The following is a 26,323-nucleotide window of genomic DNA, read 5'->3' as shown; positions in this document are numbered from 1 at the left end:
GATTAAAAAGGTTGTATGCTATAAACATATGTGCAGGAGTGGATATTGTGATTGTGGACCAAATCAAGCTGGAAGCTCGTCGAGACAAGTTATCTTGCTCAGATCATTGGCAATGGTGGGATTGGGTTGCACCTGACACGGATAGCATGAATAATGCCTTGGAGGAGCTGACAGAGGCATTTCCGGATATGCAGTATTGGCTTCATAAAATTTCGGAAGTGGAATCGAATTATTTGTCCGTCCGTTTCGTGAATGGTACGGAGCCCATCATATTTGGCTCCTTGTTATATGCGATTAAGAATGAGAGAGATGACAAACGAAAAGATAATCAGATGTTCTTTTATGTCGATCGCACCAACCTGGTTACCTTGAATATGGATGACAACACAAGAGGCATTATGAAGACAGATGAACGTGCGAATATGTTGCAACAATGTACGGTAGCCAGGGATGGCATGTTCGTACTTTTTCGAGCTCTACTTCATTACTACCATGTGGGGATGGATCATTTTGAGATGAACCTGCGTGATTTGGAACGAAAGATGGAGTCTCGTAATGCACGCACCTTGATGGACCAGATTCTCGCTGCCCGATTTGAATTGTTATACTGGAGCAATCTGTTTATCCCGTACTCGGAACTCATGGCCGCTGCCCATGAAGCTTACCTGAGTGAGATGAAAGACAATCGTTTCTTTCTACAGCTTCAATATCGTGTAGAACGGATGGAGCGTCTGTTCAATCACTATGAGAAAGAGATTGACACCTTAATCTCTATTGATAATGCAATCTCAGGGGTTCGTGGAAATGAGATTATGAAGACGCTAACTATAGTTACAGCTGTATTCATACCGGCAACGGCTGCTGGAGCGATATGGGGCATGAACTTTGAGAATCTGCCCCTGATCGACAAGAGCTGGGGAGTTGTACTGGTCATCGGACTGATTATCTTTAGCATGATCGGCATGTATGTATGGCTGATGATGAAAGGGTGGACAGGAGACCTGCTGAAAGTGAAGTCTTCGCAGCCTTCAGCTGAAGAGGTCGAGAAAAAAGGAGCAACTGAAACACGTAGGGGATAGCCTATCGGCTAGTCCTCTTAGTTTTTGTAATCTTCAATATAGCCAAGTAAATCAGCAATGTATTGTCCAACAATCGGCATATTGACGAATTGACTCAGAATGAACGCCAGCAAACCCAGAACAACAAAGGTCCCCACGGTTAGACCGAGTCCTCGTGCCATGCCTGCTGTAAAGTTGGTAATGATCCGCTTTTTGGGACTGCTGTAATTCTCAATAATATCTTTGATCTGTGCCCTCTCCAGACTGTCCGCAATCTGGTCCAGACGGGTATTTAGCCGCTTTACCTCATGTCTTAATTCAAAAGGGTGCTCGCTCGTATCATACTGTTGCCCCGGTGTTCCTCCCGTAACTGGAGTATTACCGTTGATTGTAACTTTGCTCATGCTCCTTTTCCTCCCATTCGCATTGGATAAAAAATAGCCAGCTGGAATGCAGCTGGCTATTGGTCACTCGATCTACATCCCCTTACAGGCTAGGCGAGTTTAGTTCTTTACGCGCATCTTCCTTCGCTTCTACGGAAGCGGCAGCCACTTCATCAGATGCACGGGATGCTTCGTTAGCCACATCAGCGGACGCTTTTCGTACAGAGTCCATTACATCATTACGACCTTGATTTACCGTTTTCGCAATTTCAGAAGTTTTGGAGGAGACCGTTTTAGCCAGTTCAGAGGCTTTGTCACCTACAACGGTTGCCACTTCTTTCGTACGATCAGTAACCATGCCTACTTTCTCGGAAAGATCACCTCGTAATTCACGTCCTGGTTTAGGCGCGAAGAGTAGAGCTGCAGCTGCTCCCAGCAAACCCCCGATGAAAATTCCTTTGGCGAAAGTCGAACCCGTCTGTACAGGATATTGTTCTTCTACTTTATTCATGTCTAATCACTCCTTCTTCAAATTAAGAAACAAATACGAAACACCGAACACCTTGTTGCCCGAATCAGGCAGCCTGTCTTAGCAGTCTGGACACAAGCCCCAGCAAGAAAACAAAGAGCGCTGTACCAATGATGGCAGGAAGAATGGCAAAGTTACCGATAACCGGTCCCCAGTTACCAAGCAAAAGTGCTCCCAGCCAAGCTCCGGCAAATCCGGCAATCATTGCACCGATGATGCCTCCAGGCATATTGTGACCGGCTAGTGCATCTCCGATCAAACCGATGATGACAGCCATCACAATGCTGATAATGATGCCCCACATAACAACCGCCTCCTTTTAAACTTGATGTAGGATGTTGTCTGTTCGCGTTTGCTTACTTCGTATATAAACGCCGTGCACCCCTGTGAAACAACAAAGATGAGGATGAACGATCTGGAAATTGGAGAAATCCATTCTTCAACCGGTGCGTTTAATGCCTTTAATCATGCAGAAGATCCATGCCAATCCAGCGGCAAACCCCGTAAATACATCCGTAGGATAATGAACGCCCAGCATGATGCGGCTGATGCCAATCAAAAAAATAAAAATAATGCCGCATAGAACAGGAAGCCGCATACCAGAAGAGTTATTCCGTTGTCGTTCAATCGCCCAGATTACAAAGAGCATGCCGTAGAAACCCATGGAGATCATCGCATGACCGCTGGGGAAACTGTATCCGTGAACGACCAGCAGATGATCCAGTTCAGGCCGGCTCCGTTTGAAAAATTCCTTCAATAACGTGTTCAGAATCCACATCACGGCAAAGCTCCCCAAGATCGTATATCCATATATAACAAACCTTGGACTGCGTTGCATGAATAAAAGAAGAGCAAAACCTCCTGCAGCCACAGCAGAGATCTTGAATGAGCCCAGTGCTGTTATGAATGCAGCATAAGGGAACAGGAGGAGGCGTAAATCCGAATCCAAATAAAGTAATTGCTGAATCCAATCATCCAGACGAATGATACCATCAGCGCCCAACCAGGCACCTTGAGCTGCCAGGATGAATACGACCGAAGCGCTGAGCGCCATACCAGCCAAACTCCAGTTGAGCAAGGGGCGTAATAACATGCCGGGAGTTGAACCGGATGAGGATGGTAGATACGATTTGCGCGGCATAGTGAGTTTCTCCTTAAGTAGTTGTAATAGATGAATCTAGATGAATATAGGTATACCCGAAATACCTGTCGAAAAAACTGTAAAAACGTCGTTTTTGTACTATACTATTTAAGATATCCCATGCGGCGTCGTGACGCAAAGCAGAGATGAATTCGGGAGCATAAAGGAGAGAACTCGCATGGAGAGTGACTTGTTAATTACAGAATACCGTGCAGGCGTTATGGAATCCGCCCATTACGGACACATAAGCATTACGGATGAGCAGGGTCGAATCGTATACTCGGCTGGCGATCCTCATTTTCGAGCGTTCACACGTTCATCAGCCAAACCTTTTCAGGCTATACCAGGCATTCGGGCAGGGATTGCTGATCACTATGGCCTGTCAGCACAGGAGATTGCTATCATGTCCTCCTCGCATCGCTCGGAACCCGAACATATCCGGGTGCTTGAACAGTTGTCTAGTAAAATAGGGTTGGGTGAAGAGTGCTTGATCTGTGCTCCGAGCTATCCGCTTAATGAAGAAAGCCGAAATGAATGGCTGCGCGGACAAGGGGAGAAACGTCGCATTTTACACAACTGCTCCGGCAAGCATCTGGGAATTCTAGGATACAGTCAGATGAAGCAGGTGGATCTGGGCAGTTACGCTGAGCCGGATCATCCAGTGCAACGTGAAATTCTTGAGACCTTTGCCGATATGGCGGGTATTGAGGAAAAAGAGATTGAACTTGGGACGGATGGCTGCGGCTTTCCGGTATTTTCTTTGCCGTTGTCAGCATTATCGAACGCCTATCTGAAACTCGCTTGTCCCGATCTTATCGCTGATCCTTTCACAAGGAAAGCTGTCGAGACCATCACGTCGGCCATGAATGAACATCCGTTGATGGTAGGTGGCACAGAGCGTGTAGATTCAGTGCTCTTGGAAGACGATAACATTGTAGCGAAAGGTGGATTCAAGGGTGTATTCGGATTCGGCCTGAAAAAGGAACGACTGGGAATCACCTTCAAGGTTCTTGATGGTTCCGAAGATGAGTGGGCCATCATTACCCAATCCATTCTGAAACAGATTGGTTATTCCAATAAGCAAACTATTGCACGACTGGCTGAAGTCTTTCCATCTGGCATTCGAAATGATGCAGGGAACCTTGTTGGTCATACAGATAGTGAGTTCCTCCTGCGCTCACTTGCAGATAGCCTATAACCTTAAGAAGGGGCGTGATTAGAGTTGCCGGACCCCGGGTAAAGATGACATACCAACTGGTATTCATCTATACAATTCATATACACGCACGGACTGCCGCAGTAATGTGGCAGCTCTAAACCCTTGGAGGTGGATGAACCATGATTAAAGTGGTGACATCGGAAGAAAGGCACACGTCGGATCGAGGTTGGATACACAGTGAATTCAGCTTTTCCTTTGCGGATTATGATGATCCTAGTAATGCCCATTTTGGTTGTCTGCTCGCTCATAATGATAACACGCTGATGCCGCAAGAAGGCTTTAAGAAGCATCCACATCATGATCTTGAACTTGTCAGTTATGTCATATCAGGTACGCTCAAGCATACGGACAGCATGGGAACAGAACAATTACTTGAGCCGGGCACGGTTCAGGTTATGAGCGCAGGTACGGGAGTGGAGCATTCCGAGACCAATCCGTCAATGGATGAACCGGTACATTTCCTCCAGATGTGGTTTTTGCCATCTGAACGTATGCTACAACCTTCCTATACGAATCGAAGGGTAGAGGCTCAGGAACAGTTGAATCGTCTATGTCCGATTGTATCAGGGCAAGGCGGCGAGGGAACCGAGGGCGCATTGGCTATTTCCCAGGATGTAACCTGTTACTTGTCCCATTTGGAATCCGGTAAGAAGTTGATGTACCCGCAGCACGAAGATCGGCGTACACATCTTTTCCTGATCAGTGGACATATCGAGATTAATTGTTCGGATGGCAATTTCAACCTCAAGCCGGGGGATGCTGCACGAATTCGCAAAAGCTGTGATCTGCAAATCACGAGCACAGGTAGCGAACCTGCCGAATTTGTTCTGGTTGACCTGCCTTAATGTTCATGTTTATCCAATAAGGATAGCCTTGAAATATTACTAAGCAAAAAGGGACCTGTCCTCCACATGAACGTGGAAACAGATCCCTTTTTGGCTTGTTCTTGAATATGTCTTCATAGAGGTCGCAGATGACCAAAAGCAATACTGCACTAGGCTTTACGAAGTTTGCCCAGTTCCGAAGCGACAGCTTCCACTTCAGAAATACTGAGATGTTCCTTACCCAAAATCATTTCATACAGGTCATACAGATCTTCGTATTTCTCAAGTGGAAATGCCGAAGCTTGCATGGCGGCACCGCTTGCCATCCGGAGTTTGGTTTTGATCGCTTCAATCATATATTCCATATTGGCTGCTGTTGCTTGTGTTAAATCCATCGTTAAGATCATCCCTTCCGTATCGGAAACTCTTGTTATTGTATCATGATTGGAAGTGCTCAGGCCAATGCTTTTGCGGGGAGACGAAGCATCGGTTACAATAATGGATACAACAACAGGGGTCAATGGAGACCTGGGTGTACTGGAGGGAATACAGCTTGGCTGCGTATAAGCGAGAAATGGTTCGCCATCAAGGAAGGGAAGTCCGCAAAGGTGTACCTGCAGGGGATCTGGTCTTGTTTTTCAAAAACATTGTTCAACTTCATTCCTTAGATGAAATCACGTTTGTCTGCATCGGCACCGATCGTTCCACCGGGGATGCGCTGGGTCCACTGACAGGAAGTTTACTGCAAGAGAACGGAATGGAGAATGTGATCGGCACGTTGTCTTCCCCTTGTGATGCAGATAATCTGGAGAAAAAATTGGCACTTGTTTCGCCACATCATGCCATCATAGCAATTGATGCGTGTCTGGGTCCCAAGAATGCTGTAGGTACATACTATCTCTCGAATAACCCACTCATTCCAGCTCAATCAGTTGGAGGCAAGCTGCCGCCTGTCGGACAATATAGTGTAGCAGCTGTGGTCAATGCCAATGGGCCAAGGCCCTATTCCATATTGCAGATGACCTCGCTTCACTTGGTTATGGGGATGTCACGAACGATTGCAGACGCTGCAATCGAAGCATGGAAATGGAGACAAACGTTTCATTCATGATACGCAGGCTTAATAATATACAACCTGAATTATATCATTCGCGCAGAGAGAGGGATTCATATGGAAAAAGTGATGTGTGATGGAACGACGATTTGTTATGCCGAACAAGGTAAGGGAGAAGCACTCATTTTGCTCCACGGATACTGTGGCAGTTCATCGTACTGGGATGAGGTCGTACCTGAGCTGGCACGCAGCTATCGCTGTATCGTACCTGATCTGCGTGGACACGGAAAAACAGATGCACCTGTAGGGAGTTATACCATCGAGCAGATGGGCAACGATGTATTACAATTGATGGATGAACTAAATGTGGATAAAGCTGTTCTCCTGGGACACTCGATGGGCGGATACATTGCGCTCTCAATCGCACAACGCCATCCGGAACGCCTGAATGCATTTGGTCTGATTCATTCCACAGCCTATCCGGACAGTGAAGAAGCCAAGGAGAAACGCCTTCGCGCTGTATCCACCATTCAGACCGAAGGTATCGTGAATTTTGTAGATGGACTGGTTCCCGGCCTATTCGCACCAGAACATGTGGAGACGTTATCTACGCAAGTAACACGTGTGAAGGAAATTGGTTACCAGACAGCACCTCAAGGTGCTGTCGGCGCTGCACTTGCTATGCGGGAAAGGCCGGATCGTCGTGATGTATTGTCGGCAACCCCATTACCTGTATTGCTGGTTGCGGGAGAGAAGGATGCGGTTATCCCACCAGAACGCACATTTACAAGTGACAAGCCGCATATCGTGCAAGCCGTTATTGCTGGTGCGGGGCATATGAGTATGTACGAAGCTCCTGAACAGTTAATTCAGGTCATTAAGCAATTCATGGCAGGATTTTCAAAGTAAATTAGTACCAGTACCATTCAAGTCCAACCCCTGCAACGTCCCTTTGGGACAGGCGGGGGTTAGGTGCGTTAGGGCCAGAACATAGACGCACAAGTCTTGTTTTTGGCTTTTTGTCATGGCATGAATTAAAATAATTATAAAGGGACGATGTGAGAACGAGTGAATTGACAGGGTCGAACGATGAGGGGGCATGAAGCATGTTCAGAAAAGATTATCTGCTCCGCATGTTGGAGGAAATGACAGAGGCCATTGGCAAAGTGTTCACGCTCAAACAGCAACGTAAGCACACCGAGGCTTTGTCTGAACTAGATGAGTTGATGCGCAGACAGTTTGGGTTGAACTTATCTTTACTGAATTCATTGCCAGCGGAGGATGTCATAGAAATGTTCCGTTTTCGCGGAGTTATCGAAGTGGACAATCTGCAGCAAGCCGCCAGGCTGATTGAAGAAGAAGCTTACATTTATCAAGAGAAGGCCAGAGTGGAAGGCATAGATGATCAGGAGAGAATGGACGCAGAGGATGACGCCCTCATTCGAATGATGAGATCACTTCATTTTTACCTGTATGCATTGAATCATGGCGCTAATCCTAAGTTATTGGACGCACCGGAACGGTTGGAGGGTATATTGGGGCTCACGATAGAATATGAACTCCCTGCCCGAACCGAAAGACAGCTTGCCCTGTATCGTGAGCAACAAGGACGGTATGACCAGGCAGAGAACAGTTGGTACAGATTGTTACGGCTTGGTGCTGAATTCCCGGTGAATTATCGAGCTGATGTGCAGGCGTTCTACGAAAGGTTGAGCCATCTCACGGATGAACAACTGGAGCAAGGTGGTCTGCCACGGAACGAAGTTGAAGAGGGGCTAGCTGAACTCAATCGTCAAGGGATGAGCTCATAAATATGGATTGCATCAAGGCTTGTTACATGCCTTCACTTGGAGAGGGGACGGAAGTGTGGTATGGTAACGGTTGACCAAACCAAACCGAAAGTGAGATGTACCCCGTGGATTCATTGCGAAAGCTTATACAAGACATCTTTGAACAGAATTCGCTGATTACAGCGACCTGGAGCCAGCTGCGCAGACGGGACAATGTCTCGTATACCAAAGTGCAAGTCAAGCCGGTGACACTGAAGAATCAGCTGCATTATCAATTTGCATTTCATTATAACAACAAAGTGCTGCACGAGAATTTGACTCCGGCTGAAGCGGCGGATCGCATGACTTTGCTATGCGAAGAGACGTTTCGTCAAGGGCTGCTCTGCACGACCGAGGCGGACTATCAAATTTTGATCAGCAAAAAATATAAAGTATCCATACTGACTAAATCTGCATCCAAGACTGCGGTGGATTTGTCGCATAATCGCAAGAAGCAATATGTATTGGAAGAGGGAGTACCCGTCTCGTTCCTCGTTGAACTTGGTATTATGAATGAAGAAGGTCGTGTGCTGGCTCGTAAGTATGACAAGTTCAGACAGATCAACCGGTTCCTCGAAATGGTGCAGGATGTCATTCCGCATCTACCCGAGGGACGTCCGCTTACCATCGTTGATTTTGGTTGTGGCAAGTCTTATCTGACATTTGCTTTGTATCATTATCTGTCGGTACAACAACGGCGTTCGCTCAAGATTATCGGTCTCGACTTGAAGGCTGATGTCATCGAACATTGTAATGATTTGGCTAACAAATTACATTATGGTGACCTGAAGTTCCTGGTTGGAGACATCGCCGACTACGATGAACTCAATGAAGTGGATATGGTCGCAACGCTGCATGCTTGTGATACAGCTACCGATGCGGCTTTGGAGAAGGCGGTTCGCTGGGGCGCTTCAGTCATTCTGTCTGTGCCTTGCTGTCAGCACGAGCTGTTTGACCAGGTTGAATCTTCCGTGATGAATCCATTGTTGTCCCATGGCATCCTGAAGGAACGTTTCTCGGCACTGGCTACGGATGCGATTCGTGCCAAGCTGCTGGACCTGATGGGATACAAAACACAACTGCTTGAATTCATCGATATGGAGCATACGCCCAAAAATATATTGATTCGTGCCGTTCGCGGTCAAGCAGGCCAGATAACGGATATGTGGAATGAATATACAGCTTTCCGTGATTTCATTCATGCCGATCCATATTTGGAGCGGGCTTGTGCAGATTTGCTTCCAGGCGATGGCAAGCAGATCAGCGAGAAATCGAGCAAAGAAGCCCTTCAGGATTCCGCGAATTGCGATCTTTGCTAAGTGTGTCAATGACAATCCAGGGACATACTGCAATTAGGGTCTCTGAATGTAAATTTTAATACAGTGCATATACTTCGTAGCAAGCAACATCATAACTGTCAGATCTATCAGACAGAAGGACCCGATATCGGGAACTTCTGTCTTTTTGTTGTGCATGTGGAGCGGTGAATGGAGGTGGATCTGGGTGAAAGATTGGACAAAAGACGAGGGAATTTTAAGGAGTAGACGAGGGCATGCGGAGAACGAGGAAAGGGTGGAACACGCCTTTGACAGGTCTCACCATGGAGATGGAGTTATCCAAACTGAGGGGGCAGGTAGTTTTTCTCAAAGTTTGAGGCGTAAACGTTATTCAGAATTAGGATGGACTGGTGCGGTGGGTATACTCTCCATTGTCCTGCTGCTCGCAGGATGTCTGAGTCGGGGATTGTACTTTTCCACCGATCTATATTCTGTTCTTCTGATCGCAGCAGGAAGCACCTTGATCCTGGTAACCCTGTTCCTTGTAGGTGTTCGTCCACAGAAGGCGAGTGAACGAATAGTTGAGAAAATATTTCGATTTCCGGGAATGTGGCGGGTGTTGTGGCCGCTGGCGATGATGATTTGTTACGCCCTACATGCATGGGCAGGCTCGGTGAGTAAACAAGGCAGTATAGATGAGATGCTGCGGTGGAGCCTGCTTGCGATGTTTACTCTGCTCACCGCAATACTGGCTGCGCGTACGGATGGTGCGTGCTGGTTAGCCTGCGGTTGGCAGATGGCGGGCGGCTTGCTCGTGCTAAGCGGCATCCTTGCCGTGTGCGGGGTATGGCCGCTGCCCTTCGGGGTGATGCGGACTGCTGACCCCGAGATCAGCTCCGCCGGTGCCCGTCTCGGCGGATTATTGCAGTATCCGAATGCGTACGGTGCCGTTGTCGGCATGTACGCATTGGAGCGGCTGACGGCCGCCGCCCGAGTCATAGCCCGGCCTGTTCCGGCCGGGCGACTCATCGCGGCAGTGCTGCCGCTCATGCCTGCGCAAGCCGCGCTCCTGCTGAGCGAGTCGCGCGGCGCTTGGCTGGCGACCGGCTGCGCCGCGGTCGCCGCCTTCGCTTTGCAGCGGCGCGGTGCCCGCCTGCCGCTGCTGCTGGCCATGGCCGCGCCACTGGCGTGCGCGGCCTGGCTGTACCGCCAGCTGGCTGCTGCCCAGCTGGCGCCTGCACCCGTGCCCGGCCTGCTGGCACTGGCCGGGGCATGGGCAGCTGCGCTGCTCGGCACGCTGCTGCTGTGCCGCCTATGGCACAGCGGCGCCGCCAAGACTCGCGCCGCTGCCCTGACGGCCATCGTGCTGGCGGGAACCGCCGCCGCACTGATGGCCGTAGCCTCCACTGCCGATCGCCTCGCGGCTGGTGTCGGCACAGGGGTGTCCCGCCTGCACCTGTGGCGGGACGCCCTAACGCTGTGGACCGAGGCCGCATGGCTTGGCCACGGGGGAGATACATGGCGCAACATGTTCCGCGCCATTCAATCCTCGCCTTATGTCGGAGGCGAGGTTCACAACGGCTTGCTCGATCTTGCCCTGGACACGGGCTTGATCGGCATCCTGCTTGTCGCAGGGTGGTTTCTCCTCACCCTGCGAAGCATGCTTCACGTTGCACCGCAGCTCATGCCATCTTTGCTTATTTTTGGCCTGCATGGGGCGATGGACTTTGACTGGAGCTTCACACTATTCTGGATGCTCTTCATCTGGCTCGGTGCTTGGGCAGCTGCATTGAAGATGGAAGAGGTGGAGGACAAGCAATCCGGGGGAACTGTCGAATACAACCCACCCAGACCTCATCTCTCCGATTCTCCACTAACCCAATCCCGTCTATTATCTTTACCGATGCGGTCCTTCTCTCATTTTCTTCAGCGTTTAACTTATCGGGGAATACGGGCATCAGTAGTGATGATTATCCTGTTCTGGCTCGGTGGAACAGTCTGGCTGACCTCCCGATACGCCTTAGCAGAAGTGCAGTACCGTCAGACGATGTCTGAATCGGATGGAACTCCCGTACAAAAGGCACATCTTATGGCTGCCTTTCAATCGAATCCGAATCGACCAGATATTATCTTATCCCTTGCACGATCTCTAACGGGGCAAGAAGCAGAATCACTCCTTCTGAACAGCCTGTCCCATTCCCCTGTGCACCCTCAGATTTACTTCGAACTGGGGCGACTGGCAGCCCAATTCGGAGAGGGGCAGCGGGCTGGAAAATATTTTAAGCAAGCTATCGCATTGAATCGCTATGATGGCATTGGCCAATCCGCGGCTTTATATTGGATGGAACAGGCAGCGCGGCGGGAATGGGAGGCAGGATTCACGGATCGAGCCCAACAGACTGCCGCCGCTGGTGTACAGATGTATGAACGTTATCGTTTGTTGGTGGAGAAAGTGGAAGCAGGGAACGTTCATAATGATCGTCGTTTTGTAATGGAGGAACATGCTCTTGATTATGGAGAGAACCTGCGCAAGCTTGCTTCCGCTCCATTTACTCCAGAGTTGACCATGCGGAATCATTGAACCGTAGCTGGATCTTAATGGCTTACCTGTTTGCTTTTATCAAATGAACAGATTCAATGCATGAGAATGAAGAGGGTTAACTGTTAAGCCATTTTCATGTACAGGTAGACAACATAAACTTTTTTTCCGCCTACCTACCTCATTGCCCCATATCTACAGACGATACCCGCCAAATGCATGCTGAAATGCATCTTTTAATGGCTCAACATCCACTTCCCATAGCGCAGCGATCTCTGCACTGACATCCGTGTTCCACCACTCACATAATTTTTTGCGGTTGTCGCGATTCTCCCCGATCCAGAGCAGGTTCGCAATCACCTTACGGTAATAACATTCTTCCGCCTCCTTCATTCGTTCGGGGGAGACGTACACCTTCAGCCGTTTGGCTGTGCGGTATAGTTCTTTGCTGCATGCCCGGCGAATTCCCCTGGCGGAAGGAAGGTTTTGACCGGACTGCTTATGTTTGACCGGTGGAGAACCGGGTATTGACTTGTGTGACATCTTTTCACGCTCCTCTCCCCATACCATATGCGAACCGCTGCAAACGGGACACTATCCCAGCCCTGTGAAGTAGCAACGTCCACAGCCCTGTGATAAAATAGGGACGAACATCCATGGTGCGGAGGGGCACCGCCAATCAGGATGGAGAAAGAGGGTTGAGATGGACTTTATTCATAACCTTGTCGGCCAATTGTTCGATTGGATTCAAAGTCTAGGATACTTTGGAATCATGCTTGGATTAATGATGGAAGTCATCCCGAGCGAAATTGTGCTGGCGTATGGAGGTTTTCTCGTTTCACAAGGTAATATCAACTTTTTCGGTGCTATGATTTTCGGAACAGTGGGCGGTGTGATTGCCCAGTTATTTATTTACTGGATTGGCCGTTATGGCGGCAGACCTGTACTTGAACGCTACGGTAAATACATACTCATCCAGAAAAAACACATCGACCATTCCGAAGAGTGGTTCCGCAAGTATGGTACAGGTGTCATTTTCACGGCTCGTTTTGTCCCGGTGGTACGGCATGCAATCTCCATCCCGGCTGGCATCACGAAAATGCACGCAGGCAAATTCATCTTGCTTACTACACTCGCTGTTATACCTTGGACTGCATTGTTTATATATTTAGGGATGATTCTTGGAGATCAATGGAAGCATATTGATGAGAAAGCGGCACCGTATGTTATGCCTATTTTGTTGGTCGCTCTCGCCCTTATGATTGTTTATGTACTTATTAAATGGATGAATGCTCGTAAAAAGAAAGGAAGTGTATAGTTATGGGTAAACCCAACTTGTCTCACAAATTCGGTAAAGGTCTGCCACCAAAGGATTTCATCGAGAGTATGACCAAGAACCAAAGTGAATTTCAGGCCAACTACGATAACTTTACATGGTCGAATGAAGAGGATCGTGAGTTCTTTGAGAGCCTGAACCATCGCGACGATCTGCGTGTGTTAATTCTGGCTGCTGACTGGTGTGGAGATGTTGTACGCAATATTCCGGTTGTGTTCCAGGCGCTTGAAATCTCAGGAATCCCAACAGAAGTTCTGATTATGGAGAACCATCCAGAAGTGATGGATGAGTTTCTGACGATGGGTGGCCGTTCCGTGCCAATCGTTATTTTCGCCGATACAGGTGGCCATGTGTTGGGTCAGTGGGGACCTCGTCCGCAGCATGTACAGGAAGTTATGATTGAATTCAAACGCCTTAATCCGGATCGTGAAGCAGCAGACTATCAAGAAAATTTAGCTGTAGCGCGTCAAGAGATAGGTAAACGTTATGGGAAAGGAACGGAGTCACATGCAGTCATTATCCGTGAGTTGCGTGAACTGATTTCGGGTTACTAAGCCGATATGCTTAACATTCGTACGTTTACACTAGGCCCGCTTCAAACCAATGCATATCTGTTACAGGGAGATGATCCGGGTAAAGCAGTCATTATCGATCCGGGCATGAATCCAGGGCCGCTGCTTAAGGTGATCCAAGACTTGGAGATCGAAGCCATTCTCCTGACTCATGCTCACTTTGATCATATGGGTGGGGTAGATGAGATCCGTAAATTAAAGGGATGTCCCGTGTATCTTCATGATTTGGAGAGTGACTGGCTGACAACCCCAAAATTAAATGGATCTTTGAATTGGCCGCAGGCGACACCGCCGCTTTCGACAGATCCTGCCGAATATGCCATGGACGAAGGACAGAAGCTGAATCTGATTGGTCATACGTTTAAAGTGTTCCATACACCTGGACACTCACCAGGAAGTGTAAGTCTGCTTTGTGGTAATGACCTGTTTGCCGGTGATGTGCTGTTCCGCATGGGTGTGGGCAGAACGGACCTGACCGGAGGACGTGAACGGGATCTGATCGATTCGATCCAGAACAAGCTTTACACCTTTGCAGATGAAGTGAAAGTGTACCCAGGTCATGGTCCCAAAACGACCATTGGTTATGAGAAACAGAACAATCCTTACGTGTCCGCAAGATAATCCGACAGGATATGTGAAGAAAGTCTGGACAAGTGACAACTTTTTCATTAGAATAGCAATTAGTTGTTACAAGCGTTAAGGCATCAACTAACTGAAGTATTACCAAGAAACACCAACCTCGCGAAGCACGCAGACTGTGGTCTATACCCGGTTTGCGTTCTTTTTTTATTTTCAGCCGTTTTTTATCGAAAAATCAGCCAGTTTCACCCTACATAGAGATGCATGACATGTGCTTCATAACAATCCAGTTTGAGACCAATAGCAAGTACGAATTGATTTAGAAATGATGAATTTAAGAAAATAGTATATAAGTTGAACTAATCATTTACACGATAACGGCGATTGGAAGGTTATTCTGTCATCGTAGTGTCAGTGTAAATAATCTTTAGTTCAACTTATATAGATCATGAGAGCGGGGGATATCAAAGTGGAGAAAACAAGAGTCATTCCGTTGGGACAGCGTGTCGAGTATCTGATTATTGAAGAAAACCGTCGCATATTGGATAGTGGAAAAAGAGAAACAGGTACTAACCGATCTTTAATACATAATCCTAGCGTGACCAATGAAGTGATCAAGCCTCAGCAGAATATATGGACAAGCCGTGTACTAATAAACGGAGCCTGCAACCAACCGTGGTTCGACAAACTGCAAGATTACCGGAATCAAGTCTGATTGCCCGGGAAATTGTCGGGTTTAATTTTTTTTGAGTCCATTGAACGTTTCTGCAGAGCCTGTCGTATTAACTCCAGATTGAACGGGAAGCAGGTGATTTTCATGATAAAAACAGCTGAGCTTGAAGAGGTACGCAGAGCAGTATCGGGAGACGATAGCGCACTAGCAGCGTTGTTGCAACGTCACTACACTTTTGTGTATAAGTATCTTGTCAAAGTGACAATGGACGCTAACCTCGCAGAAGAGACGGTGCAGGATACGATGATTCGTTGTATGGAAAATATCCATCGATATGATGGCACGTCTGCCTTTTCATCATGGATGATCACCATTGCGACCCGCATCTATATCGATAAGACAAGACGTAAGAAGAGAGAACAGAACTGGCTTGCTCTCATCCGGGATCAGGCTGTACGTCGATTCCGCTGGCAGCTTGAGACTCGGAATGAAGAATGGACAGATGTCATGGATGCGATGACAAGACTGACACCCGAACATCGTGTAGCAGTGCTACTGAAGCATTATTATGGATACGGGTATGACGAGATCGGGGAAATGCTGGGTATTCCTGCCGGAACGGTGAAGTCACGTACAGCTTATGGTCTCCGTCAGTTAAGAAAGGAGCTGGAATAAGGATGGGCAGATCAGATGATGCACAAGAACAAGAAGTTGTAGAACGATTGCAGCAACACATGAAAGTGCTGGATGATACATTTGAGCCGACAAGTATTCCTTCCTTGGGTTCACTTGAATCCCAAGTCAGGGAACGGAGACAGATTAGACGTCGAGCCAATTGGATCGAGATGATATGTTTCTGGGTGGTTGGATTGCTTGCCATTACGTTCGGGGCATTATTTTTTGTATCTGCTCCAGCTCTATATTTGGGTATCCAGGCTCTTGGTACAGCTATTGCGGTGATTTTGGCTGTGATCTGGGCAGGACGGCGCCGGAAGGAGGTTCGTCATGAATAAAATGCATTATTCATTGGATGAGATTTCTCCACTGTGGCTTACATTGCTTGGCATTTTTCTTCTGGTTCAGGGCACATGGATCTTTCAGGACGCACGCAAACGTGGACGTTTCCCCTGGTTATGGGGATTATGGGGGATCACCGGATTTCCCACGCCGCTCATCATATACTGGTTCGTTGTGATTCGATCACAACGCAAGCCAGGTACACAAAACAAGAAAATATGATCGTTTTAATAGAGGTTGTATAAAAAGTTCGCTACTCCATTTCTAGCTTCATCCCATCTTCACGGTACTGAAAACCGATCTTCTTAAACACATTAGTGCAGAGAAAAAAGATTTTGCACAAATATGTTGTTTAATTCTAGTATTCCTAGACATCGTTATTCTTTTCTAGTAGACTATACAGATAAATATTAATGATAGACTACCAGGAGGTTAGACGATGCTGCGATTAGGAGAGAAGGTTGTCATCGTCGCGGATGCGTTTGAGCAGAATCTTCCTGTGGGGGAATATGGTTTCATCATCGCTTATGACCGGAATCCGGACAATGCGTTCGATTACGTGCTTCGAGTGCCGCAGGTGAACCGGAACTTTTTTGTTCCATCCGGCGACGTCGATCTGGAAGAGGTTCTGCTGAAGCAGGAAGCTGAGCGGGTCGAGCGAGAAGCGTTGATAGATTACGCCCTTGCGACACACAATGAGAAGCTGTTTCATCATCTGATGAACGGAGATTTTCAAATTGTGGAAGAGGAAGAGGAAACCGCGAACGATGTTATGTCACAGGCGGATTTTATAAAGCAGGTTAATCTGCGTGCATGGATTTAGAATTTTAAGAGTCGGCTGATGCCGGCTCTTTTTTATTTTATAAGTTTGATTTTAGCTTCCCGGAAGCCTGTCAGGTCATTTGCATTGAATTGTCGAACTATCTCACCTATAATGAAAAAAGTTATCTTGAGACTTTAGCCCGTTAAACGAGCGATTCGTTTCAGGTCGTTTCGGGAATCAGAACGAATGAAGGAGGCATCCGCTAATGAGTATTTCGAATAATGACGTTCAGCATGTGGCCAAGCTGGCCCGGCTCAACTTGACTGCTGAAGAAGAACAGACCCTGACAGGTCAGCTGAACGCGATTTTAAAATATGCAGAAAAGCTGAATGAGCTGGATACAGAAGACATTGAACCCACCACTCACGTTCTGCACGTAAGCAATGTCATGCGTGATGATGAGACCAAAGAAAGCCTGTCGATTGAACAGGTGATGCGCAATGCACCGGAAGAAGAAGACGGGCAGTTTAAAGTGCCTGCTGTAATGGAATAACGGATAACCGGAAGGAGGACAAAAACAGTGAGTTTATTTGAACAATCGTTGCCTGAGTTACATAACAAGCTGCATGCCAAAGAGCTGTCGGTCAGCGATCTGGTGGATCAGGCGTATCAGAACATTGGCGCGCATGATGATAAAGTTAAGGCATATTTGGCACTGGATGAAGAACAAGCACGCGCTCGTGCACGTCAACTGGATGACCGTCTGGTTAGCGGCGAGGAGAAAGGTTTGCTTTTCGGCCTGCCTGTAGGCATTAAGGATAACATCGTTACAAACGGACTGCGCACGACGTGCGGTAGCCAGTTTCTTCGTAATTTCGACCCGGTGTATGATGCGACAGTTGTCGAGAAATTGAAAGCTGCGGACACCGTAACTATTGGTAAACTCAACATGGACGAATTCGCCATGGGCGGCTCCAATGAGAATTCAAGTTTCTCCCCTGTACGTAATCCATGGGCACTTGATCGTGTTCCAGGAGGCTCCAGTGGTGGTTCTGCAGCAGCTGTGGCTGCGGGAGAAGCATACTTTACACTCGGATCAGACACAGGTGGCTCCATCAGACAGCCTGCTTCGTATTGCGGTGTTGTTGGATTGAAGCCGACTTATGGACTTGTTTCCCGCTTTGGTCTTGTGGCATTTGCCTCATCCCTGGATCAGATTGGACCTTTGACGAAAAATGTTGAAGATTCTGCCTATGTATTGCAAGCCATTGCTGGTTATGATGCCAAAGATTCGACATCTGCAAAAGTGGAGATCCCCGATTATTTGAGCGGACTGACAGGTGATGTCAAAGGACTTCGTATTGCCGTTCCGAAAGAATACATCGGTGAAGGCGTCGATCCACAAGTGAAAGAGACAGTTCTGTCTGCATTGAAAGTTCTCGAAGGACTCGGGGCAACATGGGAAGAAGTATCCCTTCCGCATACCGAATATGCGGTGGCTACGTATTACCTGCTTGCTTCTTCGGAAGCTTCTTCGAACCTGGCTCGATTTGATGGTGTACGTTATGGCGTGCGTGCAGACAATCCGGACAACTTGTTGGATCTGTATCATCAATCCCGCAGTCAAGGCTTTGGTCCTGAAGTGAAACGACGCATCATGCTTGGAACGTATGCACTCAGCTCGGGTTACTATGATGCTTATTATCTGAAAGCACAGAAAGTTCGTACATTGATCAAACAGGATTTCGACAATGTATTTGCCAAATATGATGTCATTATCGGACCAACTGCGCCAACAACGGCGTTCAAACTGGGTTCACAGGTGGATGATCCACTTACGATGTATCTGAACGATATTCTGACGATTCCGGTCAATCTGGCTGGTGTACCTGCCGTTAGTATTCCATGTGGATTCTCGGAAGGATTGCCAGTAGGCCTGCAGATTATCGGTAAGGCATTTGATGAAACGACCGTATTGCGTGTAGCGCATGCGTTTGAACAAAATACAGAATTCCACAAGCAGCGTCCGCAGCTGTAGACTGCCCGGAACGGAGGAATATAGAAATGTCCGCATCTAAATATGAAACGGTCGTTGGACTTGAGGTCCACGTGGAGTTGCACACGAACTCCAAAATTTTCTGTGGCTGCTCCACAGCTTTTGGAGCTCCGCCGAATACGCATACCTGTCCGGTCTGCCTTGGGCATCCTGGCGTATTGCCTGTACTGAATCGTCAAGCTGTAGACTATGCGATGAAGGCAGCGATGGCCCTGAATTGTACGATTGCTGATGTCAGCAAGTTTGACCGTAAAAACTACTTTTACCCCGATTCACCAAAAGCCTACCAGATCTCGCAATTCGATCAACCAATCGGTGAGAACGGCTGGATTGATATCGAAGTGAATGGTGAAACGAAACGAATCGGCATCACGCGTCTTCACTTGGAAGAAGATGCAGGGAAGCTCACGCATATCGATGGTGGGTACGCGTCTTTGGTGGACTTTAACCGTGTCGGTACTCCACTCGTGGAGATTGTATCCGAACCTGAGATTTCTTCTCCGGAAGAGGCACGTGCGTATCTCGAAAAATTGCGTGCGATCATGCAGTACTGTGATGTATCGGACGTGAAGATGGAAGAAGGTTCACTGCGTTGTGACGCCAACATCAGTTTGCGTCCACATGGACAGGAGAAGCTGGGAACAAGAGCCGAGCTGAAAAACATGAACTCCTTCCGTGGTGTGCAGCGTGGTCTGGAATATGAACAGTATCGCCAGGCTGAAATTCTGGATGATGGCGGTGAAGTGGTTCAGGAGACGCGTCGTTGGGACGAAGCTCAAGGAAAAACACTATCAATGCGTGGTAAGGAACAGGCGCATGACTACCGTTATTTCCCGGACCCGGATCTGGTGAAGCTGCATATTGATGCAGACTGGAAAGAGCGAATCAAGGCTACCATACCTGAGCTTCCAGACGAACGTAAGGCTCGTTATACGGCTGATTATGGGTTGCCTAGCTATGACGCAGAGGTTATTACTTCATCGAAAGCTATTGCTGATCTTTTTGAGGATAGCCTGAAATTCACTCAGGATGCCAAATCCGTATCCAACTGGATCATGGGCGATTTGCTGGGTTACCTGAATACAAGCAACCTCGAGGTGACTCAGGTTCCACTAACAGGTCAAGGTTTGGGTGAGATGATTGGCTTGCTTGAGAAGGGCACCATTAACAGCAAAATCGCCAAAACGGTATTTAAGGAAATGCTCGAGAGCGGTAAGCTTCCTCAGCAGATCGTTGAAGAGAAGGGTCTTGTGCAGATTAGTGATGAAGGTGCCATTCTTGCCATCGTGGAGCAAGTTGTGGCGAACAATCCTCAATCTGTGGAAGATTATAAGGCTGGTAAACAGAAAGCTATTGGCTTCCTCGTTGGTCAGGTTATGAAAGAAAGCAAAGGCAAGGCGAATCCCGCCCTCGCCAACCAACTGCTTGCAGATGTACTGAACCGCTAATCCTTCCGGTGAGGCCGGACAGAAAGAGGCTCGTCCCTGTGACAGCCTCTTTTTGTTATGAAAGAGACGAAAGTAATTCAGACGGGGGAACAGATATGAACATTCAAATATTATCACTAAGTGATCAGGAGACGTTGGGACAGTTATGGAGACTTCAACATGCAGCCTATCGATTGGAAGCTGAAATCATCGGATTTCAGGAGATTCCTCCTTTGATGGATACGATGGAGACACTTCGGGATTGTGGAGAGCACTTTTATGGTGTCCATGATGAGGGAGAACTTATCGGGGCTGTCGCTGTAGCGGAGGAAGAGGAGAACACACTGACTATTACACGAATGATGGTGCACCCGGATCACTTTCGCAAGGGAATCGCCGCATCTTTGATGGCGTATGTGTTAGAACAGCATGCGGATGTTCCGCGTTACATCGTCTCCACAGGAACGCTGAATCAACCCGCTGTGAAACTGTACACCAAATTTGGTTTTGAGCCCGTAGAAGTCATACAGATTGCACCTGGAGTGGAATTAACGACTTTTCACAAGAATAAACTTTAATAACGTTAAAAACTTGGAGGAGGAATACCAACTTTGGGCGATCCCTGGTTCATTGATGAGTGGCACATTTTATTACGATTATTACTGGCTATGCTGCTTGGAGGGCTCGTAGGCCTGGAGCGGGAACGGTCCAATCATGCTGCTGGTTTGCGTACTCATATTTTGGTGTGTCTGGGCTCTGCACTGATTATGATGTTGTCTGTTTATGGCTTTAAAGATTTTGCTAATGAATTAAATGTAAGGATCGATCCAGCTCGTCTAGCTACAGCTGTAATTACTGGTGTCGGATTCCTGGGAGCAGGGACAATTCTCTTCACGGGAAAATCCATCACCGGATTGACTACGGCAGCTTCAATCTGGGTTGTTGCAGCCATTGGGCTCGCAGCAGGTGCGGGATTCTTTTTTGCATCGATCGTCTCCACCGTCCTGGTATTGCTTAATCTCTGGGTATTTAACAAACTGGAGCTGAGGTATTTACGAGGGAACAAAATGCATGTCGTTACACTTCATACCTTGTCAGAACCCGGTTTTCTGGAACAACTGTCTTCATGTATGGAGCAGGAGAAGATCAAGATCCGTAAAATTACTGTGAATGAACAAGACCTGGCATATGCAGAGATGATATCGGTTGAACGCAAAATTGAGATTGTGCTGCATGTCCAGGTACCGCATGATTTCGAAACAGTAGGGCTGGTATCCAAGTTGAGACAGTGGGAACACGTGACCAAAGTTTCGATCGAATAAATGAATGACAACCCTCCACAGGCCAGCAGTGCCGGAGGGTTTTTGGTCATATCCATATTTCTTCCAGTTACTCTCCTTGCTCTTTAGGGTACTATCTAACCAAATGCATGAAGAGCGGAAGGTCAGATCAGAAGAGAGGAGTATGTTATGAAGCGGAGACGTCGATTGAACAAAAAGACCCGTATAGTTCAGGCCAAACCGGTCAGAAATCGGACTCACAAGTTTATTGCGGGATTATTGAGTGCCATTATTCCTGGACTCGGTCATATATATCTGAGATTGTACATGCGAGGTTTGACCTTTATGCTGTTGGTTTTGCTTGATCTATCAGCAGTGCTGTACTTCTCATCCATTGGAATACAGATCAATGTGCCATTGCTCATTTTGCTTGCTTTGTGTATCCCGGTTATTTACTTTTACAATGTATATGATGTGCTGCAATCTGCAGATTGGGTCATGATGCGCAGACGGAGAGCGGTAACCCAGGGAACTTTGGACAAGCCGGTATCCAATGAACGTTCTACAAGAGATGCCATGATGGTCTGGGAGAGAGGCATATCATTTGGATTGCTCCTGATTGTGGGAGGGTCTTTGATGGTACTGTTTTTCCGTAAACCACGCTGGTTCCAGGAGATCCTTGCCATGTATGGCGGATATTCATTCGCGATTCTCATGATTGTAGGAGGTTTGCTTCTGTTCGGGCGTGAGTTTTGGGTTATGTTGAACAAGAAAAAATTGTAGCCGATACGATAAAGGGGGGAACCTGATGAACCGTAAAGTCCGGGTTGGCCGCTATACGGCTGCCGCCTTAATCATAGCGGTCGGTGTGCTGTTGATTTTGGATAAACGGTGGGGAACAGACTATGTATATGAGATGGTGGACTGGTGGCCATTTTTACTCGTTGTTTTAGGCGTGGAATATATTGTGCTGTTCTTGTGGACACGTAGAAGAAAAAAAGTGCAATCCGTTAATTCAGACAATCCTGATGAACCCATAAAAGTACGTTTCAGACCCGATGCCAAAGGCATTCTGACCTCGTTGATTTTGGCGGCTTCTGTATTTATTGTTACGGAACAGGATCACTACATGCACTTATGGAATAGAGTGAGTCTAAATCTTGGAGCGGCTTCCATGGACTACAGTCAAGCTGCAGGATATATGGAGGATAAGGGCACGATCCGTGTACCTGTTGGTATGGATACTTCAGATCTGGTGGTTGAAGGTGTGAACGGAGATATCTCGGTACAACGGGGAGACACAGAGGGGATTGAAGTACGAACGGTTATCTGGGTAGATCAGACGACGGAGGTGCAGGCGAAGGCCGTAGCGGATGCCTCTTTTGTGGAGACCGATGGTACGAAAGTAATTCATATCAAGGCTACAGGCAAGACGTATGGAGAAAATGAAAAAACACAGCCACGGATGAATATGACTATTACGATACCGGATGATCGTCGCTTTAATCTGGATATTCGAACTTCCAATGGAGCCATATTATTAAATCGTCCGGAAGCGATCAGTACCATATTTGCTGAAACGGGGAACGGACGAATCCGGATTACCAATGCCGTGGGAGATATCTCGGGGAAAACGTTGAACGGAGATGTCATTGTAGCTAACGCCATTGGCAATGTAGATCTGGACAGTAACCGTGGAGACATGAAGGCTCGCGGCGTTTCAGGAGATGTCGATCTGACCACACAAGTGGGAAGTATCAGTATCGCAGACTCCGTTGGCGAATTCACGGCAGAGACACGTAACGGCAATATTACATTGGATGGTGCCAACCTGGGAATCAAGGCTCAATCGCTCAATGGCAGTATTAACATCGTATCTGCCAAAGTCGGAGGAGACTGGGATGTGTACAGTGCTGTAGGTGCCATTAACGTGCTACTCCCTGATCGGGGAGATTATAGTCTTTCTGGTTCCAGCAGTTATGGAGATTTAAGCACTGATTTGCCTTTCAAAGTCCAGAACAAAACCATAGAAGGCCAGCTCGGTGAGGGTGAGTACAGGGTGAAAATTGAAGGCAACAGTGATCTCACCATTCAGAGCAACCCAGCCGTGTCTACGCCTGAAATAGTTACACCGGAGTCTGAAGATGGGGCTGAAAATCTGGAACAGACAACCGAAGACGGAGCAAATTCCCAGGAGGATTCTACGGAGGTTCCTTGACCGCCGCGTTGACAATAAACTTGTAATCGCCGTACAATAAATGTACACTGGCAAGATTACACGACACGATAGATCGGGTGTCGTTGTTAATGGCCGGGAATTAACTCTGTACGAGGAGACAGTAACTCACTCTTCATCAGAGAACGAATGAAAGGTAAGGCGGTGGGTTTTATGGCAACACGTGTCCAACATGCGTTGGAGCATCTGAAAACGACCGGTGTCCGTATTACACCCCAGCGTCATGCCATATTGAACTATCTGATGGAATCCATGGGGCACCCGACAGCCGATGAAATTTACCGAGCGCTTGAACCCCAATTTCCCAGTATGAGCGTGGCGACGGTATATAACAATTTGAAGATGTTTCTGGAAGCTGGCATGGTCCGGGAATTGACATACGGAGATAATTCAAGCCGCTTCGATGCCAATGTGACGGATCATTATCATGTTATTTGTGATCAATGCGGCAAGATTGAAGACTTCAGCTATCCTTCACTCAAAAGTGTAGAACTTCAAGCGGAGTCTAGTACGGGTTTTGAAGTACATGGTCACCGATTGGAAGTATATGGCGTATGTAAAAGTTGCAGGGATTAAGAGAGTTGAATTACAATATTAACGTGTAGAATTCAGAGTATGGATTCTACACGTTTTTTTTTTATAACAACTTATGCGCATATCCTTATGATTCAGCATAATTAACGGAGGTAGACGTTTGGGTAGAAAAAGCAGATATACACGTCAGAAGCGACGTTCATTTTGGCCCGGTTTTCTCGGGGCTTGTCTGATCGCCGGGGGAGCCTACTGGCTTATAACGAGTGTATGGTTGAACCAGACCTATGAAGACCCGGATTGGGTGGGAAGAAACCAGCCTATTTTTGTGGATGGACAACTGATGGACGGAGACGCTTCGGGTACGGGAGATCAACTCAAGTTGCCTGTAAAGGTGCTGCAAGAAGCAATTGATGAGGGTATACGTTATGAACCTGAGTCGGGAGATATCATTATTGCCTCCCCTCAGCGTGTCCTTCATATGAAGGAGGGCAGCACACAAGCAGAACTTAATCATAAGGACTATCCTATGACGGTTAAGCCGGAGGTTAAGGACGGAGAAGCATACATTCCGCTCAAACCATTGAAAGAAGTATACGGCATAACCATACAGGAAGATGCGGTAACGGGTGCTGTGCTGCTGATGCGTGGAGGAGACACGATACAATATGCAGAGATTGATACGTTGTCATCCAAGGAAGACAAGACAGTACCGCTATACAAACGCGGGGGAGAATCTTCACCAATCATTGCTGATATGGAAAAGAATGCACGGGTACGTGTATGGCAGACGGGTGATGACCAGAGTTTTGTTCAACTCGATAATGGTTATGCCGGATATGTAGATAATGATCATATTGCGCTCACCGAGAAAAAGAAGGTGGACATGCCCAAGCATACGCTGACTGCAGCTGAGAAGAAATGGCAGAATAAACCGGTCAACCTGGTTTGGGAAGCCGTGTACAATCGTCAGCCTGATGTGAGCTCTATTGGTAAAATGCCGGGTGTAAATGTGGTCAGCCCCACATGGTTCCACATTACAGATGGACAGGGTACTGTGAAAAGTAAGGGAAACCAGGCTTATGTAAACTGGGCTCATCGTTCCGGCATGGAAGTATGGGGGTTAATGGATAACAGCTTTGATCCCGACATTACAAAAGAAGCCGTCGCTTCTTACAAGACACGCACTCATATTATCGAGCAGATGTTAGAGTATGCACAGACATATCAATTGGATGGTATCAACATCGACTTTGAGAACGTGTATACAGATGACGGGCCGAATATTACGCAATTTGTACGCGAGATCAAGGCGATGGCACGCATACATGGATTAATGTTATCAATTGATGTAACACCAAAATCGAACAGCGAGATGTGGTCAGCCTTTCTGGATCGCCGCGCTTTAGGTTCTTTTGCAGACTATGTTATTGTGATGGCTTATGATGAACATTGGGCGGCCAGTCCCAAGGCAGGTTCTGTAGCGTCTCTGCCGTGGACCGAGGCTTCCATGAGACGCATACTTGAGGAGGATGAAGTACCTTCCAACAAGTTGATTATGGCGGTTCCGCTCTACACACGGATCTGGACGGAAGAGACGGATGATCAAGGCGAGGTTAAGGTGTCTTCCAAAGCGGTAGGCATGAATACCATTGTGGAACTCATCCAAGAAAAGAAACTCAAACCCGTACTGGATCAGGCAAGTGGACAGAACTATGTGGAATATGAGGAAGACGGAGCTACCAAGAAAATATGGATCGAAGATGACGTGTCCCTGCAGGCGCGTGTGGATTTGATTGCTTCGTTGAAACTGGGCGGAGTAGCTGCGTGGAATCGGAGTTTTGCCAATGCTTCTGCATGGGAGGTATTAAAGCAGGCCGGTTACCAGAAATAAGTTTCTTTTACTCTGGTACTGCCGCATCACTTCTCTTGTTTTGCTTCGCAGAGCCAAAAGTTGCTTCCGTTCCATACCGATTACATGCAATTTTTCAATTTATTAG

At 47.5% G+C, this 26,323-nt stretch carries 31 protein-coding genes; 25 read left to right on the top strand and 6 right to left on the bottom strand.

What is annotated here, in order from left to right; all coding sequences use genetic code 11:
• Positions 1 to 50 precede the first annotated feature (50 nt).
• On the top strand, positions 51 to 1,079 hold the full coding sequence (locus M1D71_RS24890; RefSeq protein WP_458127350.1) for a magnesium transporter CorA family protein: 1,029 nt from the start codon (positions 51 to 53) through the stop codon (positions 1,077 to 1,079).
• A gap of 17 nt (positions 1,080 to 1,096) precedes the next feature.
• Here the strand turns inward: M1D71_RS24890 and M1D71_RS24885 are convergent, their stop codons facing one another.
• From M1D71_RS24885 to M1D71_RS24870, 4 genes are all read right to left on the bottom strand, one after another.
• Complete coding sequence (locus M1D71_RS24885; protein WP_458124097.1) at positions 1,097 to 1,462, bottom strand: DUF5665 domain-containing protein; 366 nt, start codon at positions 1,460 to 1,462, stop codon at positions 1,097 to 1,099.
• A gap of 82 nt (positions 1,463 to 1,544) precedes the next feature.
• Positions 1,545 to 1,952 (bottom strand): YtxH domain-containing protein, encoded by a 408-nt coding sequence (locus tag M1D71_RS24880; protein ID WP_458124096.1) that lies wholly within the window; start codon positions 1,950 to 1,952, stop codon positions 1,545 to 1,547.
• A 64-nt stretch (positions 1,953 to 2,016) separates the two neighbouring features.
• The gene (locus M1D71_RS24875; protein WP_145325797.1) at positions 2,017 to 2,274 is read right to left on the bottom strand and encodes a GlsB/YeaQ/YmgE family stress response membrane protein; all 258 of its coding nucleotides are present in this window, start codon (positions 2,272 to 2,274) and stop codon (positions 2,017 to 2,019) included.
• Between the two features lie 135 nt (positions 2,275 to 2,409).
• Entirely contained in the window at positions 2,410 to 3,111 is a 702-nt protein-coding gene (locus tag M1D71_RS24870; RefSeq protein ID WP_458124095.1) for a phosphatase PAP2 family protein, read from the bottom strand.
• A gap of 178 nt (positions 3,112 to 3,289) precedes the next feature.
• Here M1D71_RS24870 and M1D71_RS24865 point away from each other — a divergent pair, with 178 nt between their 5' ends.
• On the top strand, positions 3,290 to 4,309 hold the full coding sequence (locus tag M1D71_RS24865) for an asparaginase (protein ID WP_458124094.1): 1,020 nt from the start codon (positions 3,290 to 3,292) through the stop codon (positions 4,307 to 4,309).
• A gap of 140 nt (positions 4,310 to 4,449) precedes the next feature.
• Positions 4,450 to 5,175 carry a pirin family protein gene (locus M1D71_RS24860; protein WP_458124093.1) on the top strand — a complete coding sequence of 242 codons (726 nt, stop codon included), beginning with the start codon at positions 4,450 to 4,452 and terminating at the stop codon, positions 5,173 to 5,175.
• A gap of 149 nt (positions 5,176 to 5,324) precedes the next feature.
• Here M1D71_RS24860 and M1D71_RS24855 read toward each other — a convergent pair whose 3' ends face one another.
• Positions 5,325 to 5,549 (bottom strand): DUF1128 domain-containing protein, encoded by a 225-nt coding sequence (locus M1D71_RS24855; RefSeq protein ID WP_458124092.1) that lies wholly within the window; start codon positions 5,547 to 5,549, stop codon positions 5,325 to 5,327.
• 158 nt (positions 5,550 to 5,707) lie between these two features.
• Here M1D71_RS24855 and yyaC point away from each other — a divergent pair, with 158 nt between their 5' ends.
• The 5 genes from yyaC (at position 5,708) to M1D71_RS24830 (ending at position 11,895) form a co-directional block, all read left to right on the top strand.
• Positions 5,708 to 6,265: a spore protease YyaC gene (gene yyaC, locus M1D71_RS24850; protein WP_458124091.1), complete on the top strand. Its 558-nt coding sequence runs from the start codon at positions 5,708 to 5,710 to the stop codon at positions 6,263 to 6,265.
• Between the two features lie 60 nt (positions 6,266 to 6,325).
• The gene (locus M1D71_RS24845; RefSeq protein WP_458124090.1) at positions 6,326 to 7,117 is read left to right on the top strand and encodes an alpha/beta fold hydrolase; all 792 of its coding nucleotides are present in this window, start codon (positions 6,326 to 6,328) and stop codon (positions 7,115 to 7,117) included.
• Positions 7,118 to 7,314: 197 nt separating this feature from the next.
• Entirely contained in the window at positions 7,315 to 8,019 is a 705-nt protein-coding gene (locus tag M1D71_RS24840) for a DUF6483 family protein (RefSeq protein WP_458124089.1), read from the top strand.
• A gap of 95 nt (positions 8,020 to 8,114) precedes the next feature.
• Positions 8,115 to 9,356, top strand: coding sequence for a class I SAM-dependent methyltransferase (locus M1D71_RS24835; protein ID WP_458124088.1), 1,242 nt, complete (start codon positions 8,115 to 8,117; stop codon positions 9,354 to 9,356).
• Positions 9,357 to 10,446: 1,090 nt separating this feature from the next.
• A complete protein-coding gene (locus M1D71_RS24830; protein WP_458124087.1) occupies positions 10,447 to 11,895 on the top strand; it encodes an O-antigen ligase family protein in 1,449 nt (482 codons plus the stop codon).
• A gap of 153 nt (positions 11,896 to 12,048) precedes the next feature.
• Here M1D71_RS24830 and M1D71_RS24825 read toward each other — a convergent pair whose 3' ends face one another.
• Positions 12,049 to 12,396 carry a dehydrogenase gene (locus M1D71_RS24825; RefSeq protein WP_458124086.1) on the bottom strand — a complete coding sequence of 116 codons (348 nt, stop codon included), beginning with the start codon at positions 12,394 to 12,396 and terminating at the stop codon, positions 12,049 to 12,051.
• A gap of 160 nt (positions 12,397 to 12,556) precedes the next feature.
• Here M1D71_RS24825 and M1D71_RS24820 point away from each other — a divergent pair, with 160 nt between their 5' ends.
• The 17 genes from M1D71_RS24820 to M1D71_RS24740 all read left to right on the top strand — a co-directional run bounded on the left by M1D71_RS24820 (position 12,557) and on the right by M1D71_RS24740 (position 26,217).
• Positions 12,557 to 13,171, top strand: coding sequence for a DedA family protein (locus M1D71_RS24820; protein ID WP_145325788.1), 615 nt, complete (start codon positions 12,557 to 12,559; stop codon positions 13,169 to 13,171).
• Between the two features lie 2 nt (positions 13,172 to 13,173).
• Positions 13,174 to 13,743 (top strand): thioredoxin family protein, encoded by a 570-nt coding sequence (locus tag M1D71_RS24815; RefSeq protein ID WP_458124085.1) that lies wholly within the window; start codon positions 13,174 to 13,176, stop codon positions 13,741 to 13,743.
• Positions 13,744 to 13,749: 6 nt separating this feature from the next.
• Positions 13,750 to 14,382 carry an MBL fold metallo-hydrolase gene (locus M1D71_RS24810; RefSeq protein ID WP_458124084.1) on the top strand — a complete coding sequence of 211 codons (633 nt, stop codon included), beginning with the start codon at positions 13,750 to 13,752 and terminating at the stop codon, positions 14,380 to 14,382.
• Between the two features lie 427 nt (positions 14,383 to 14,809).
• Entirely contained in the window at positions 14,810 to 15,055 is a 246-nt protein-coding gene (locus M1D71_RS24805; protein ID WP_458124083.1) for a hypothetical protein, read from the top strand.
• A gap of 102 nt (positions 15,056 to 15,157) precedes the next feature.
• On the top strand, positions 15,158 to 15,688 hold the full coding sequence (gene sigY, locus M1D71_RS24800; protein ID WP_336764721.1) for an RNA polymerase sigma factor SigY: 531 nt from the start codon (positions 15,158 to 15,160) through the stop codon (positions 15,686 to 15,688).
• A 2-nt stretch (positions 15,689 to 15,690) separates the two neighbouring features.
• Entirely contained in the window at positions 15,691 to 16,026 is a 336-nt protein-coding gene (locus M1D71_RS24795; RefSeq protein WP_458124082.1) for a DUF5345 family protein, read from the top strand.
• Positions 16,019 to 16,252: a sigmaY antisigma factor component gene (locus M1D71_RS24790; RefSeq protein ID WP_336764719.1), complete on the top strand. Its 234-nt coding sequence runs from the start codon at positions 16,019 to 16,021 to the stop codon at positions 16,250 to 16,252. Before M1D71_RS24795 ends, M1D71_RS24790 begins: the two co-directional genes overlap by 8 nt.
• 217 nt (positions 16,253 to 16,469) lie before the next feature.
• Positions 16,470 to 16,853 carry an ATPase gene (locus M1D71_RS24785; RefSeq protein ID WP_458124081.1) on the top strand — a complete coding sequence of 128 codons (384 nt, stop codon included), beginning with the start codon at positions 16,470 to 16,472 and terminating at the stop codon, positions 16,851 to 16,853.
• A gap of 205 nt (positions 16,854 to 17,058) precedes the next feature.
• Positions 17,059 to 17,346 (top strand): Asp-tRNA(Asn)/Glu-tRNA(Gln) amidotransferase subunit GatC, encoded by a 288-nt coding sequence (gene gatC / locus M1D71_RS24780; RefSeq protein WP_076333553.1) that lies wholly within the window; start codon positions 17,059 to 17,061, stop codon positions 17,344 to 17,346.
• Positions 17,347 to 17,373: 27 nt separating this feature from the next.
• The gene (gene gatA / locus M1D71_RS24775) at positions 17,374 to 18,831 is read left to right on the top strand and encodes an Asp-tRNA(Asn)/Glu-tRNA(Gln) amidotransferase subunit GatA (protein WP_458124080.1); all 1,458 of its coding nucleotides are present in this window, start codon (positions 17,374 to 17,376) and stop codon (positions 18,829 to 18,831) included.
• Between the two features lie 26 nt (positions 18,832 to 18,857).
• A complete protein-coding gene (gene gatB / locus M1D71_RS24770) occupies positions 18,858 to 20,297 on the top strand; it encodes an Asp-tRNA(Asn)/Glu-tRNA(Gln) amidotransferase subunit GatB (protein WP_336764717.1) in 1,440 nt (479 codons plus the stop codon).
• A gap of 95 nt (positions 20,298 to 20,392) precedes the next feature.
• A complete protein-coding gene (locus M1D71_RS24765; protein ID WP_458124079.1) occupies positions 20,393 to 20,854 on the top strand; it encodes a GNAT family N-acetyltransferase in 462 nt (153 codons plus the stop codon).
• A 33-nt stretch (positions 20,855 to 20,887) separates the two neighbouring features.
• Positions 20,888 to 21,598 (top strand): MgtC/SapB family protein, encoded by a 711-nt coding sequence (locus M1D71_RS24760; RefSeq protein WP_076212609.1) that lies wholly within the window; start codon positions 20,888 to 20,890, stop codon positions 21,596 to 21,598.
• 147 nt (positions 21,599 to 21,745) lie between these two features.
• Positions 21,746 to 22,339 (top strand): hypothetical protein, encoded by a 594-nt coding sequence (locus tag M1D71_RS24755; RefSeq protein ID WP_458124078.1) that lies wholly within the window; start codon positions 21,746 to 21,748, stop codon positions 22,337 to 22,339.
• Positions 22,340 to 22,364: 25 nt separating this feature from the next.
• Positions 22,365 to 23,774, top strand: a complete 1,410-nt coding sequence (locus tag M1D71_RS24750; RefSeq protein WP_458124077.1) for a DUF4097 family beta strand repeat-containing protein — start codon at positions 22,365 to 22,367, stop codon at positions 23,772 to 23,774.
• 171 nt (positions 23,775 to 23,945) lie between these two features.
• Positions 23,946 to 24,368 (top strand): peroxide-responsive transcriptional repressor PerR, encoded by a 423-nt coding sequence (gene perR / locus M1D71_RS24745; protein WP_026081471.1) that lies wholly within the window; start codon positions 23,946 to 23,948, stop codon positions 24,366 to 24,368.
• A gap of 118 nt (positions 24,369 to 24,486) precedes the next feature.
• Positions 24,487 to 26,217: a glycosyl hydrolase family 18 protein gene (locus M1D71_RS24740; RefSeq protein WP_458124076.1), complete on the top strand. Its 1,731-nt coding sequence runs from the start codon at positions 24,487 to 24,489 to the stop codon at positions 26,215 to 26,217.
• Positions 26,218 to 26,323 lie beyond the last annotated feature (106 nt).

It is taken from the genome of Paenibacillus sp. Z3-2, assembly GCF_054161325.1.
Note: the sequence above shows the minus strand (reverse complement) of the source record. Positions and strands in the feature narration are given on the sequence as shown.